This window comes from Arthrobacter sp. T572 (genome assembly GCF_056780115.1).
This window is the reverse complement of sequence record NZ_JBRAZQ010000002.1, coordinates 978,351-991,965: the sequence shown is the minus strand read 5'-3', so window position 1 is coordinate 991,965 and position 13,615 is coordinate 978,351. Positions and strand designations below refer to the sequence as shown.

Annotated in this window: 10 protein-coding genes and 2 riboswitches; all 10 genes read right to left on the bottom strand. The window is 64.9% G+C overall.

All coding sequences use genetic code 11. The features are described from left to right. Window positions 1–36: 36 nt before the first annotated feature. Complete coding sequence (locus tag ACUYMZ_RS05835) at window positions 37–3,063, bottom strand: alpha-mannosidase (RefSeq protein WP_481602403.1); 3,027 nt, start codon at window positions 3,061–3,063, stop codon at window positions 37–39. A 119-nt stretch (window positions 3,064–3,182) separates the two neighbouring features. After that, window positions 3,183–4,046: a formate dehydrogenase accessory sulfurtransferase FdhD gene (gene fdhD / locus ACUYMZ_RS05830; protein WP_481602402.1), complete on the bottom strand. Its 864-nt coding sequence runs from the start codon at window positions 4,044–4,046 to the stop codon at window positions 3,183–3,185. Between the two features lies 1 nt (window position 4,047). After that, window positions 4,048–6,354 (bottom strand): FdhF/YdeP family oxidoreductase, encoded by a 2,307-nt coding sequence (locus tag ACUYMZ_RS05825; protein WP_481602401.1) that lies wholly within the window; start codon window positions 6,352–6,354, stop codon window positions 4,048–4,050. A gap of 55 nt (window positions 6,355–6,409) precedes the next feature. Continuing rightward, window positions 6,410–7,768 (bottom strand): molybdopterin molybdotransferase MoeA, encoded by a 1,359-nt coding sequence (locus ACUYMZ_RS05820; protein ID WP_481602400.1) that lies wholly within the window; start codon window positions 7,766–7,768, stop codon window positions 6,410–6,412. After that, window positions 7,765–8,703, bottom strand: coding sequence for an NTP transferase domain-containing protein (locus ACUYMZ_RS05815; protein WP_426006179.1), 939 nt, complete (start codon window positions 8,701–8,703; stop codon window positions 7,765–7,767). Before ACUYMZ_RS05815 ends, ACUYMZ_RS05820 begins: the two co-directional genes overlap by 4 nt. Window positions 8,704–8,746: 43 nt before the next feature. Further along, window positions 8,747–9,247, bottom strand: coding sequence for an HNH endonuclease (locus ACUYMZ_RS05810; protein ID WP_426006178.1), 501 nt, complete (start codon window positions 9,245–9,247; stop codon window positions 8,747–8,749). 248 nt (window positions 9,248–9,495) lie between these two features. After that, entirely contained in the window at window positions 9,496–10,269 is a 774-nt protein-coding gene (locus ACUYMZ_RS05805; RefSeq protein ID WP_481602399.1) for an NlpC/P60 family protein, read from the bottom strand. A 99-nt stretch (window positions 10,270–10,368) separates the two neighbouring features. After that, a complete protein-coding gene (locus ACUYMZ_RS05800; protein WP_426006176.1) occupies window positions 10,369–11,112 on the bottom strand; it encodes a C40 family peptidase in 744 nt (247 codons plus the stop codon). A 4-nt stretch (window positions 11,113–11,116) separates the two neighbouring features. After that, a riboswitch (cyclic di-AMP (ydaO/yuaA leader) is annotated at window positions 11,117–11,276 on the bottom strand. A gap of 146 nt (window positions 11,277–11,422) precedes the next feature. Further along, window positions 11,423–12,253 carry a M23 family metallopeptidase gene (locus ACUYMZ_RS05795; RefSeq protein WP_481602398.1) on the bottom strand — a complete coding sequence of 277 codons (831 nt, stop codon included), beginning with the start codon at window positions 12,251–12,253 and terminating at the stop codon, window positions 11,423–11,425. 4 nt (window positions 12,254–12,257) lie between these two features. After that, window positions 12,258–12,497, bottom strand: a riboswitch (cyclic di-AMP (ydaO/yuaA leader). Window positions 12,498–12,699: 202 nt separating this feature from the next. Beyond that, a complete protein-coding gene (locus ACUYMZ_RS05790) occupies window positions 12,700–13,395 on the bottom strand; it encodes an iron-dependent transcriptional repressor DtxR (protein ID WP_426006174.1) in 696 nt (231 codons plus the stop codon). Window positions 13,396–13,615 lie beyond the last annotated feature (220 nt).

Genomic DNA, 13,615 nt, shown 5'->3' with positions numbered 1-13,615 from the left:
TCCGGCGGGCCGTTCCTGCACTGCGAAGCGCCGTTCCTAGACTGCGAAGCGGAGCGTTACCAGCTGGAAGGGCCGGAGCTCCAGTTCGGCCGCGCCTTGGACCTCCTTGACCCCCGGGGTTTCCGTTGGCCTCTCCAGCAGGTCGGTGGCCGTCACGCCGGTTGAACCGAAGTTTGCCCGGACAATACCCTTGGAGCGCTGGCCCAGCGACTCGTACAGCCGCACGATCACATCCCCGCTACCGTCCTCCGCGAGCTTGACAGCCTCCACCACCAGCGCCGGGTTGGACACGGACAGCAGCGGCTCAACGGGCCGGGAGCCCCGGATGAAGCGCGGCTTGAGGTTGGTCCGGTAGCCCTCTTCCACGGCGTCGGCAATTCCCGCGCCCGGCCTGATGGACACGTCCAGGGTGTGCTGGCCCCTGTCCGCTTCGGGATCGGGGAACCGGGCCGAGCGCAGCAGCGAGACGCGTACCGTCGTCGTGGTTCCCGCGTCGTCCCGGACGGCGCGGGTGACATCATGGCCGTAACTCGAGCCGTTGCTGAGCGCCACACCGTAACCGGGCTCGGCCACGTGGATCCAGCGGTGGGCGCAGATCTCGAACTTGGCTGCATCCCATGACGTGTTGGTGTGGGTTGGCCTGAACACGTGGCCGAACTGTGTCTCGGACGCCGACCTGTCCGCGCGCACGTCCAGGGCGAAGGCGAGTTTGAGCATTTTCTCGCGCTCCTGCCAGTCCACGTCCGTGGAGATGGCCAGCGATTCAGCCCCGGCGTCGAGCGTGAGGCGCTGCGTGATGGTGGAGGAACCCACCCGCCGTTTGACGACCACGACGGCGCCCGTCGCCGTGCGTTCGAGCCCTACGGCGTCCGCCGTGGCCAGCGGAGTGACGTTGTGACGGTAGAACTCCTCAATATCCCAGGCATCCCACTCATTGGGGGTATCGCGGTACAGTTCCAGCAGGTTTCCGGCCTGGCCGGGTGCAATCGCGTCGCGGCCGCTCGCGTGGTCCACCAGGGACGTGAGCAGGCCGTTCCCGTCCAGGACCGCCCGGATCACGCCGTTGTCCAGCACAAAACCGCCATCGGTTTCAGTGCCGGAAACGGGAGCCCCGGCCCGGCCGGCCTGCCCCACTGCCAAGGGCGGAACCCCGAGGCGTTTGTGGGGAGCGGCATTGAGCAGGAACTCCGTGCCGCCCTGCCCCACCAAGGCCTGGGCGGCGTCGTTGATGATGGCTTCAAGGTCCCGTGAGATTGCCTCGTAGTTCCGCTCTGCGTCCTGGTGTACCCACGCGATGGAGCTGCCCGGAAGAATGTCATGGAACTGCTGCAGGAGGACAAGCTGCCACAGCCTCTTCAGCTCCTGCGTTGGATAGGTGTACTGCTCCCCCACGCGGATTGCGGCGGTGGTGCACCAAAGCTCGGCTTCGCGCAGCAGGTGCTCGCTGCGACGGTTGCCCAGCTTGGTCTTTGCCTGGCTGGTGTAGGTACCCCGGTGCATCTCCAGGTACATCTCCCCCACCCACACCGGCAGGTTGGAGTATTCAGCCTCCGCGGCCGTGAAGAAGTCCCTGGGGGTACCGATCGTGACCTTCGGTGAGCCTTCCAGGTCTTTGGTGCGGTGCGCAGCGGCCACCATTTCACGCGTAGGTCCGCCACCGCCGTCGCCATAGCCGAAGGGAACCAGGGACATGGTTCCCCGGCCATGCTCCCGATAGTTGCGCTCAGCGTGGGCGAGTTCCCGCCCATGAAGTTCGGCGTTGTAGCTGTCCACCGGCGGGAAGTGCGTGAACAGGCGTGTACCGTCGATGCCTTCCCACGAAAAAGTGTGGTGCGGCATGCGGTTGACCTTGTTCCAGGAAATCTTCTGGGTCAGGAACCACCGGGAGCCCGCCGCTTTCACGATCTGTGGCAGCGCGCCGGAGTAGCCGAAGGAATCGGGCAGCCATGCTTCCTGGCATTCGACGCCAAACTCCCGCTGGAAGAAGCTCTTCCCTTCCACGAACTGGCGGGCCATGGCCTCGCCGCCGGGCATGTTGGTGTCCGACTCCACCCACATGCCGCCTACGGGAACGAACTGCCCGGCTTTGACCTTCTCGCGGATCCGGACGAACAGTTCCGGGAAGTACTCCTTGATCCACGCCAATTGCTGGGCGGAGGAACACGAGAAGACAAACCCGGGGTCCTCGTCCATCAGGGCCACCACATTGGAGAAGGTCCGGGCACACTTGCGGATCGTTTCACGGACCGGCCACAGCCAGGCAGAGTCGATGTGCGCATGGCCGGTGGCCACCAGCTGGTGAGCAGAGGCGTATGCGGGCTGGCTGAGGACACCGGCCAGGGCCTCACGGCCGGCGGCGGCAGTCCCGGCGACATCGTCCGGGTCCATGATGTCCATCATCCGTTCCAGGGCGCGAAGGATGTCGTGGCGCCGGGGAAGCTCCATGGGGAGTTCGTGCATGAGGCCGCTCAAGGTCCAGATGTCCTGGTTCAGTTCCCAGACGGTCTCATTGAGTTCGGCGATGGCGATCCGGCCAAGGCGGTACCGCGGCTCATCACCCGAGGTTGCCTTGTCCCCCAGGGGTGTGGGCACGAAGGACCAGCCTTGCGCGACATCCGGGTTGGCCGCAGCCTCCACATAGAAGTCCACGGAGAGTCCGCCGCCGAGGAGTTTGAGGGGCACATGGTAGTTGCGGGGAGAGATGGCCTTGATGATGTTGCCGTCAGCCCGCCACGCGGTTCCTTCGCATTGGAACCCGGGGACATCGCTGTTGAAGCCGAGATCGACCACGATCTCCACCGCGGTGCCTTCCCGCGAACCCCAGCCTTCCGGGACCTCGCCCTGCAGGCGGAGCCACTTGGTGCTCCAGGCCTTGCCCCACTCAGCGCCGTGTTCCTGCGGGGTGAAGAGCTGGCGCATGGCTTCCGAAGCCGGAACGGGCTCCCCCGGGGCTTCCCAACTGCTCAATTCAAGGGGGACTGACCTGCCATAGACAGCAGGAAGGATGCGGTCCCGCACAAACCGGTCAAGACGCTGTTCAGTGATCCGGCGGTTGTCGTGCAATTAGTTCCCCTTAGGCTTTGCGGGCGTGGCTGGGCAGGGTTTCGCGTTTCCATTCGATGGATAAAATCTACGTCGTTCCAGCCCTATAGCCAAGTGACAGTGAGCTCTTCCAGCCCCCATCAGGCCGGATCACCGAGGATCCGGTCCCTTCCGGCGTAGACGTTGAGGCTCTTGCCGCGGCTGAAGCCCACCAGGGTTACCCCGGACTCTTCAGCCAGTTCGGCGGCAAGGCTGGAAGGTGCGCTGACGGCGGCCAGGACAGGAATCCCTGCCATGGCTGCTTTCTGCACCAGCTCAAAGGAAGCACGCCCGGACACCTGGAGGACGGTACCCTTCAGCGGAAGCAGGCCGGCACGCAGGGCCCAGCCCACCACCTTGTCCACCGCATTGTGCCTTCCCACGTCTTCCCGAAGGCAGAGCAGCTCGGACGTGCCGTCGTCGTGGATCCTGAAGAGGCCGGCAGCATGCACGCCGCCGGTTTTGTCGAAAACGGCCTGGGCCTCCCGCAGCCTGTCCGGAAGGGCGGCGAGTGCACGGACCGGAACGGTGACGCCGTCCTCCATCGGCGAGTGTCTGGATGATTTACGCACTGCCTCGATTGAATCCGTGCCGCAGATACCGCACGAGCTCGAGGTATAGACATTCCGGCCCGTTTCGGGGCGTACCACATCGGGCCTGAGCTGGGCATCGACCACGTTGAAGGTCTGCACCCCGTTTTCGTCCTCACCGGAACAGAAGCGTTCGGAAACCAGCTGGCCCGGCTCCCACACCACCCCTTCCGACACCAGGAACCCTGCCACGAGGTCGAAGTCGTCACCCGGTGTCCTCATGGTCACCGAAAAGGACATATCCCCCAGCCGGATCTCCAAGGGCTCCTCCACCGCCAGGACGTCTTCCCTGAAGCGCACAGGATGCTCCAGCGCCTGCGGCGAGCCGTCCAGGACGAACTTGTGCACCTTGCGGCGCTGGGTCACGCGTCCCACGTCAGGCTCCCGCCTCCTCATGCGGAATGAACCGGACCGTCATGGCCTTGTAACCGGGCGTGTTCGATTCGCGGGCCACCAGCTCGCGGTGCACCAATGCATTCGCCTCCGGGAAGTATGCAGCAGCGCACCCCCTGGCCGTGGGATAGGCCACCAGGCGGAACCTGTTGGCCCGGCGTTCCGTACCCGCGAACGTGGAAATGACGTCCACCAGGTCCCTGTCCTTGAAACCCAGCTCCACCAGGTCGTCCTCATGGACCAGGACCACGCGGCGGGCATCGGAAACGCCGCGGTACCGGTCATCCAAACCGTAGAACGTGGTGTTGTATTGGTCGTGGCTGCGGACCGTCTGCAGGATCAAGTGACCCTTGGGGGCCTCAAGGTACTCGAGTGGGCTGACCGAGAACCTCGCCTTGCCGATGTCCGTGGCAAACGTGCGGGTGTCGCGCGGCGGGTTGGGCAGCACGAACCCGTTCCTGCCGCGGACCCGGGTGTTGAAGTCCTCGAAGCCGGGGATGACACGGGAGATGTGGTCGCGGATGACGTCGTAGTCCTCGGCCATGGCCCGCCAGTCGACAGGGTGGTCATCGCCAAGGGTGGCCTGGGCCATGCGCGCCACGATCACAGGCTCGCTCAGCAGGTGTTCGGACACCGGATCGAGGCGGCCCTGCGTCTTGTGGATGACGGACATCGAGTCCTCCACGGAGAGGAACTGGCGGCCGGTGGGGTGTTTGTCGTCAGTGTCCGTGCGGCCCAGGGTTGGCAGGATCAGGGACGTCCTGCCGTGGACCACGTGGGCCCGGTTCGGCTTGGTGGATATGTGGACCGTGAGGTCTGCCCTCTTGAGTCCGGCCTCAAGGGCATGGGTGTCCGAACCCGCCGCGGCAAAGTTTCCACCCATGGATACGAACACATCAACCTCGCCCTTTTCCAAGGCGTGCTGGGTTTCCACGGAGTCGTAGCCGTGGTCCCGGGGCATCCGGAACCCGAACTCGGCATCCAGTGCGGCGAGGAACGATTCCTTGGGCTTCTCCCAGATCCCCATGGTGCGGTCGCCCTGGACGTTGGAGTGCCCGCGGACAGGACACGCACCGGCGCCGCGCTTGCCGAAGTTGCCCTGCAGCAGCAGGAGATTGATGATCTCCTTCAACGTATCCACTGAATGCGGTTGCTGGGTCAGTCCCAGCGCCCAGCAGATGATGGTCGCCTTGGACCGTGCCAGCATGCCCGCAATCCTGGTGATTTCATCGCGGGAAAGCCCGGTGGCCCGTTCAGTTTCGTCCCAGTCGAGCACCGAACGTGCCCGCGCATACGCTTCGAAGCCCTCCGTCTGCTTGCCGATGAAGGATTTGTCGACGACGGTTCCCGGGTTGCGCTTCTCTTCCTCCAGGAGCAGGTGGCCCAGCGCCTGGAACAGGGCGAGGTCGCCGCCTACCTTGATCTGGAGGAATTCGTCGGCGATGGTGGTACCCCCGCCGATCACGCCGTTGAGGGATTGCGGATCCTTGAAGTTCAGCAGGCCTGCCTCCGGAAGCGGATTCACCGCCACCACCTTGCCGCCGTTGTTCTTGCAGTCCCGCAGTGCCGACAACATGCGCGGGTGGTTGGTGCCCGGGTTCTGGCCCACCACGAACACGAGTTCGGCGTGGTGGATGTCTTCGAGCGAAACGGTCCCCTTGCCGATGCCGATGGTGGGGTTCAGCGCGCTGCCCGACGATTCGTGGCACATGTTGGAACAGTCCGGGAGGTTGTTGGTGCCCAGGCTGCGTGCGAACAACTGGTACATGAACGCTGTCTCATTGGCTGTCCGGCCCGAGGTGTAGAAGACGCAACGATCAGGAGTGGTGGCATTGATATGCTCCCCGATCAGGGCGAACGCCTCAGTCCAGGTGATGGGTGAGTAATGCGTTTCCCCGGGTCTGATGACCACCGGCTCCGAGATCCTGCCCTGGCTGCCCAGCCAGTATTCGGTTTTGTCTTCCAGCTCCGCGAGGGAGTGTGCTGCCCAGAAGTCCGCTCCCACCGTTCGCGTGGTGCTTTCCTCCGCGATCGCCTTGGCACCGTTTTCACAGAACTCGGCGGGGCTGCGGCGCCCTGTGATGGATTCGGGCCATGCGCAACCGGGGCAATCGAAACCGTCGCGCTGGTTCACCCTGAGCATGGAACGGACAGTCCGGGCGACCCCGGCCTGGGAGTAACCCCGTTCGAGTGCCACGGAAACGGCTTTGAGACCAGCCGCGGCGCGCTTGGGTGGATGGATCTGCAGGTCATCCTCGTTGATGTCCTGTTCTGGGGCATGCCTGTTCATACGTCCATCATGTCAAGGCTTCGGGCCCTGTGACCACCCGCGTCCGCCGGACGACTCAATCGTCCAGGGCACTCCAGTCGACGGGGCCGGAGGCAGCCTTCCTCTGCTGCCGGACGGGGGCCTTGCGGGGCTTGTCACCCGGCGGTTTGGGCACAGGCAGCGACTTTCCCCACGGCAGCGGGAATGCCGGCACCAGCTCACCCATCTGCACTCCGTGCGGCGGCACCACCATCACGCCATCGGCAGCAGCGAGGCCGCGCATCATTCCAGGGCCTGCGTGCTGCGCTGGCGATGCAAGGCCGTACACCAGCTTGAAGGGCATCAGCCGCGTCCGGCCGGGGTCGGCGTCGATCATGGCGCCGCACGGAACCTCACCGATGTCAGCAAGCTGCCCATGGCCCAGGGCCGCAAGCAAGGGCCCGCCGATGGTGAACAACGCCATCATGGCCGCCAAGGGGTTGCCCGGAAGGCCCAGAATATACCGTCCGTCCGGCAGTTCGGCAAGGACGGCAGGGTGTCCCGGGCGCATGGCGATGCCATCGATGAGCAGGTGTCCACCCAGCTCCGCCACCGCGCGCCGGAAATGGTCCGTTCCGGAGCGTCCGGTCCCGCCCGTGGTAATTACGACGTCGGCAGGCGGCTCCGGCGCTCCGCCCACCTCTGCTGTGACTTCGGCGGCGGTACCTGGCTCAACTTCCCGCAGCGCGGCCAGCCACTCTTCATAGCTGTCGCCCACCCGGACCTGCTCCCCCGGAATTCCGCCCAGCAGGCCCACCACGGCGCCCAGTTGGGGTCCGAAGGTGTCCCGGACCTCGCCTGGTCCGGGAACTCCGGCCGATACGACTTCCGAGCCCGTGAGCAGGAACCGCACCAGGGGTTTGCCGAGGACCACCAGCTCATCCAGGCCCGCGAGGGCCGCGAGGGCAAGATGCGCAGGGTTCAGGATGGTGCCTGCCTTAATCAGCACATCACCTTCCGCGGCCTCTTCCGCCGCTTTCCGGATGTGCTGCCCGTTGCGCGGCTCCCCGGGCTTGGCCCCTCCCCCGACGGTGAGGATCGGAAGGCCGTCCTCATCGGCGGTGATGACGCCGTTTTCACTGCGGAGCACCGCCTTGGCTCCGGGAGGAATAAGGCCTCCGGTGACAATGGGACTTGCCTGGTGCGGGGCCAGCCGCTGGCCGGGCTCATTCAGGATCCATGGACCGCTTCCGTTGACGGCCCAACCGTCCATGGCTGAGGACGCGTAGTGCGGCATATCCTGTAAGGCCACGGCGTCCTCGGCCAGGGTCCGCCCCAGGGCCGCGGAAAGAAGCACGGGGCCGGCAGGTATGGGAACAGCGCCATCGAAGGCCCGCTCGCGGGCCTCGTGCCAGGTGTGTGCTGCGTGGTGGCCCTGGTCCGGGGCCTCGGTCACTCCGCCTCGGTCCCCGTGCCGCCGCTGGTTTCCTTGGCGGCTTCAGGGTCCGCATACTGCTTGGCCACCTGGCGCGCGAGGTTCAGGGCAGCGGCCATCGCGGCGTCATCATCGGCCTGCCCGATACCCCGGGCCATGCCGGCAGCGTATCCGGCAATGAAGGTAGCCAGCGGGGCGGCCGGCCGGACCACGGAATGGGCCGCGACGCCTGCCACCGCAAGGACCTCGTTGACGTCCACCTCTACACCCTCAAGTTCAAAAGCCTGCAACAGCGCACGGCACCATTCCTCAAGCGTCTCGTCCTGGCTCTTCATGTCCGCCTCCAGTTTCTTGTCACGGTCCGGGCCTGTGTCCACGCCCAGGGCAGCCGCGTCCTCCCAGGTGTCCACGTCGTCGGTGGAACCAACAGGGACGGGCACTGCCAGCAGGTTCAGCCTAGCAAGCAGCCGGAATACCGAGGCGTTCGTTAACGTGCCGCTATCCGCGGCGGAGGCAATCTCCACCGCCAAGGCGTCCGTCCTGTAAATGCCCAGGAGGGGTTGTTGCCGCCCGTCCGCCGACACTGCCATTGCACCCTGCTTTCCGGAAGCCCGGGCGACCTGGTCGAGCAGTGTTCCCACGCCCCTGGCGGCATGCGGCATGTCGCATGCCAGCACCAACGTCCACGGAGCGGACCCACCCCCCGACTCCAACGCCGCCAAACCCGCAGCTATCGCAGCGGCCGGTCCTGCATACGCGGGTTCCTCGCGCGCCCTCAGCACCCCTGGAGGAAGGTCGGGGCCCGGCGGCCCAACCACTACTACCGAGCCCGCACCAGCGGCAGCCCGCAGTGCCAGCGAAAGGAGGGTGGCGCCGTCGTACGTCAATCCCTGCTTGGGCACGCCACCGAGGCGGGTGGCCCTGCCACCCGCCAGGATCACGGCATTGAACTCCATCCGGCCAGACTACCGCCACTGGCGGGAGCCCGGCGGAAATCGATCAGGCAGCCGACTCCGGCAACAAGAACGGATCCCAGTCCGGTGCAGGTTTCTCGAGTTCCTTGATCTGCCACGTAGTTCCTGTGGGAACGCCGGGCGTGAAACGGAGTTTCCATCCCATCTCGGCGAGTGTGTGGTCGCTCTTGGCGTTGTTGCATTTCAAGCACGCCGCAACCAGGTTTTCCCAGGAATCCGCGCCGCCCCTGGACTTGGGGTGGACGTGGTCTATGGTGTGTGCTGTTTTGCCGCAGTAAGCGCAACGGTGTCCGTCACGGCGGAGGACTCCGCGGCGGCTCACAGCTGTGATCCTGTTGTAGCGGGGACGGATGTAGCGGTTAAGGAGAATCACGGTGGGGCGACCCAGGATTTCCTGCGGCCCGACGACAGGCTCGTCGCCTTCGGCCACTACGCTTGCTTTTCCGGCCAGCACAAGGACCAGCGCCCGGCGGAAAGTCACTACCGCCAGCGGTTCATATCCAGCATTCAGAACGAGTGTGCGCATGCACGTACCTCTTCACGGCCGCACCCGTCAGGGGCACGAGGGCCGGCTGCCCTCTGCATGTACGGGCTGTGGATCGACAAGACAAGGGTAAGCACTTATATGCCATATCAACGAATTATTCTGTTGATTCCCCTGTGGTGTCGGTCAATGTTCACGTGCGGGACACCTGTTCCCGGGCAAACGTGGCGGCGTTAAAACGAGGAAACCCCGCAGGCGTTGTGCCTGCGGGGTTCCCTTGGGATGATCGATCAGCCGTTGACCCGGATGAAAACGGGGCCTGAGCCGACATTTGCACTGAACAGTGCGGTGGTGGATCCGTTCCATCCGCCGTGCACTGCCATGCCGTTGCCGACGTAAACGGCAATGTGTGCCATTCCGCCGTAGCCGCCGTTGGCGTAGTAGATCAGGTCTCCCGGCTGCGCTTCAGCTGCGCTCACCGTGCGTCCCAACGAAAGGTAACCGGCCGGCCAGTCGTGGAAGTTGATTCCCACAGCCGCAAGGGAGTTGGTCACCAGCATGGTGCAGTCCTGCGTGACACCCAACTGTGCGTAGGCTGCCGCGGCGATCGCGGCACCCAGGCCGCTGGAGGCGGCGGGAGCCTTGGTGGCAGGGGCCGCAGTGCTGACCGAAACATTGGCCGCACCGGACTGCGTGGTGGCACCGGAAGCGGCTTTGGTTTCAGCCTTTGCGGGAGCCTTCTCCACCACGGGAGCCGGAGCTTCAACCGTCGTGACGACGGGGCGCTCGTAGGAGATGGCCACGGTGGAATCGGCTGCAATGGTTGCCTGGGCAACGGCCTGCACGTCGAGTGTCGTGGTGGCGGTGGACTCGCGCTGGATGTTGGTGTCGGCCGCGTTGGCAGCAACACCACTGGTCAGGACCAGGCCTGATGCAGCGGCGATAACGGCTGCCTGGCGGCCAACGCCGCCTGCATTGCCGCTGACGGCCTTGGCGATGACGGCGATGGAGCTGGTCTTGGGGGCCTCAGCGCGGTGCCGTGCATTCTTGTTTGCACTCGTCATGGTTACTCTCTTTTGTCGTATCCGGACGCGGTTGGGGACGCGTCCGGTTCGGCAGGCCAGCACTTGGGGGGCATGCTGGCTTGCCCCGAACGGGATGTGCTAGCCGAGGGTGTAGAACGAGGAGCTGCCGGTGGAAGCCACCGAGTGGAGCAGCGTGCCCTGGCTGGGGTTGAGGGCGCTGATCATCATGCCGTTGCCAACGTAGATGCCCACGTGGGCTCCACCGTTCTGCATCACCAGGTCACCGGGAGCCGGCGTGCTGGTGGGCTTCATGGCGGTCCATGCGTTGACGCGGGGGATGCTGATGCCGGCCTGGGCGTAAACCCACTGGGTGAAACCTGAGCAGTCCCAACCGTTGGGGCTGGTGCCGCCCCAGACGTAGGGGTGGCCAATGCCGGTGTAGGCAATGGCGGCGAGGCCCGAAGCGGCTGCGCTGGAAGCGGAGTCCTTGGCCTTGGAAGACTGGGCCGTCACTGCAGCACCGCTGGTGGAACCACCGTTGCCGGCCTGCGTGCGGGTGGTCTGGGAAGCGCGCTGGACCTTGGGGGCTTCCTTGGTGGCCACGACGGGGCTTTCGAAGGAAACCGTGGCGGTGGGCTCGGCGGTAACCACTGCGGTGGTCACGAGCTGCTGGGTGCTTGACGATTCCGACTTGGAGACGTCGGTGTCAGCTGCCTGGGCGGGCATTCCAACGCTGAGGACAAGTCCTGAAGCTGCGGCCAGAACGGCGGCCTGGCGTCCTACGGTGCCTGCATTGGTGGAAACAGCCTTGGAAAGGTTGTTCAAAGGGTTCGTGCGAACCGTTTCGGCGCGGTGGCGCGCAGGGGTAGTGCGTGAAGACACGAAGGTAGCCTCTCCCAATGCCTGCGAGGTGAGCTGTCGGATTCGGATGGGAGTCATCCGGCCGCTCCGCTTCAAGGAAGCTTTGCGACTTAACCCCTAGGCCTTCAAAAAAGGCCGGAAGTGGTTCCCCCGCCCCTGCCAGACGAATTTTGCGAACGGACCCTGGATGGTGGCAGAGCTAGGCAATCCACCCAAGTGCATCGGCTCCCTGGAAGCCGATGCGATTTAGACGGTACAACAGAAGTGCTTCAATGTCACATTCAGATCACGGGGCGTGTCACAAATGCGAGAGACGACCATCAGCTCTGGCTCAGAGCCAACCCATGGGGTCAACGACTTCGCCGTTGACCTGGACCTCGAAGTGGAGGTGGCAGCCGGTGGAGGCGCCGGTGGTGCCGCTCAGGGCAACAGTGTCTCCGCGGCTGACGGTCTGGCCGACCTTCACGCTGAACGACGACAAGTGGTTGTACGTGGTCTCGAGGCCGTTGCCGTGGTCTACCACCACGCGGTTGCCTCCACCGTACTCGTGCCATCCGGCGAACGTGACCTTGCCGGCTGCTGCCGCATGGACAGCGGTGCCGCACTGGGCCACAAAGTCCTGCCCGCGGTGGAAGTCGCCGGCGCCGCCCGTGAGGGGGCTGATGCGGTAGCCGAACGGAGAAGCCGTGCTGAGCGTGTCCAGCGGGCTGCCCAGGCTGCCGACGGATGAGGCACGCTGGATGCTCTCGGCAGATTGTGCACTCAGGAGCTGCTTGAGCTTGCCGTCAGGATCCGCCGCAGTAGCAACGGCTGCGCGGCTGAAATCGATCTTGGCCGACGCTTCCGCGGAAACCTCGGGCTGGCTGCCGCCCGCGAGTGTCAACGCGGCCTCGGTCTGGCCCGACTCGGAGGTGGCCATCACCGGACTGGTGGCCGGCAGACCGACAGTCAGGGCAAGGCCGGTGGCGGCAAGCGCTACACCGGCTTTCTGCCCGACGCCACTGGCTGCGGCGAAGTCGGCAACCTGGCGCAACGGGCTCTTACGGCGGCGCACCTGACGCTGGGTGTCGCGGGGCCGGATCTCCGTTACGACGCGGGCTGGCCGCAGCTCAGTAGCGGGGCCGGTCGCGCGTCGGCGGCCCCTGGCGTTCTGCGATGTCAAACTCTGTTCCTCTCTGAAAAGCCTGCGAAGTTAGCTGTCGGATTCGGATCAGAGAGTTCAGACCCGGCCCGCACAAAGCGCACACGGCACACAGGTATCCCAGGAGGGACTTGCGTCAGTAGGCACTTCTGCTGCGGGCTTCACCCCAAGGCTGCTTCTTTAGACAGCCGCTTGTGGTTCCCCCGCCTCTGCCAGTGGTGGATGGCACACCTGATCTGCTGGCAGAGTTCGGCTCCAGATCAGGTAACGCTTTGGTATCAGCGCTAGTAGATAACTATAGGGGATTAAAGCCCGCAGTAATAAATTCGTTATCTACAGAAACGGGGCGTGGCGGAGCGAGCCCATACCACTTCCTGCGGAAAAGTGCAGGTCACACGCTGGCGCTGATCCCAAAGGTGAGATCCGCCACCCCGCCGGACGCACCGGGCGGCGCCCCGGGCATGAGTTCAGTTGACGGCGACGAAGACGTGCGCTGCGACTTCCGGCGGCAGCTCCAAGGCGCCTTCGATACCGGGTACGCGGACCGAGATGTATTCACCCACGCGTTCGAGCGAGACGGCAGCGCCAGGGCGGATGCCGCCCTCGTCAAGCTGGGTCAGGAGCTCGGGCTCCACCTGGATGGGCTCGGCCAGGCGACTCACCACGACACGGGAGTCCGAAGCGTATCCGTCCATGGCCTGCAGGAGGTTGACATCACCGCGTTCCAGCGGCTGGCCACCCAACCCGCCCAGTGCTTCCAGGCCGGGAATCGGGTTGCCGTACGGAGATTCAGTGGGGTGTTCCAGGAGTTCGTAGAGCCTGCGCTCCACCCGCTCGCTCATGACGTGCTCCCACCGGCACGCTTCATCGTGGACGTAGGCCCAGTCCAGGCCGATCACGTCGGCAAGGAGGCGTTCAGCCAGGCGGTGCTTGCGCATGACCTCGGTGGCGCGCTTGCGGCCGACCTCCGTCAGTTCCAGGTGGCGGTCATTGGAGACAACCACCAGGCCGTCGCGCTCCATGCGGCCAATGGTCTGGGAAACCGTGGGGCCTGAGTGGCGGAGGCGTTCGGCGATGCGTGCGCGAAGAGCAACAATGTTCTCCTCTTCAAGCTCCAAAATGGTCCGAAGATACATCTCAGTGGTATCGATCAGATCCGTCATCCAGCTCAGCTCTCCTCGAACGCAGTTCTTGCGTAATCTCCACCGTACCGCGTCCCGGGCAAGTCCGTCGGTGCACAACCTCCGGCTCAGGAACGCCAAACCTTAGCCTAGCTTATTTGGAATTACTCTTGATAATTTCACTCTGCGACCGGGCCTTCGGAGCCGGCGCCGTTCCACGTGGCGGACTATGACAACCGGAGGTTAGTGCCCGCCCTCCCCG

Excerpts from the sequence above, each read along its gene's own strand:
- ACUYMZ_RS05805 (WP_481602399.1), bottom strand. The coding sequence starts at position 10,269 with ATGACGAGTGCAAACAAGAATGCACGGCACCGCGCTGAGGCCCCCAAG.
- ACUYMZ_RS05810 (WP_426006178.1), bottom strand. The coding sequence starts at position 9,247 with ATGCGCACACTCGTTCTGAATGCTGGATATGAACCGCTGGCGGTAGTG.
- ACUYMZ_RS05815 (WP_426006179.1), bottom strand. The coding sequence starts at position 8,703 with ATGGAGTTCAATGCCGTGATCCTGGCGGGTGGCAGGGCCACCCGCCTC.
- ACUYMZ_RS05825 (WP_481602401.1), bottom strand. The coding sequence starts at position 6,354 with ATGAACAGGCATGCCCCAGAACAGGACATCAACGAGGATGACCTGCAG.
- ACUYMZ_RS05790 (WP_426006174.1), bottom strand. The coding sequence starts at position 13,395 with ATGACGGATCTGATCGATACCACTGAGATGTATCTTCGGACCATTTTG.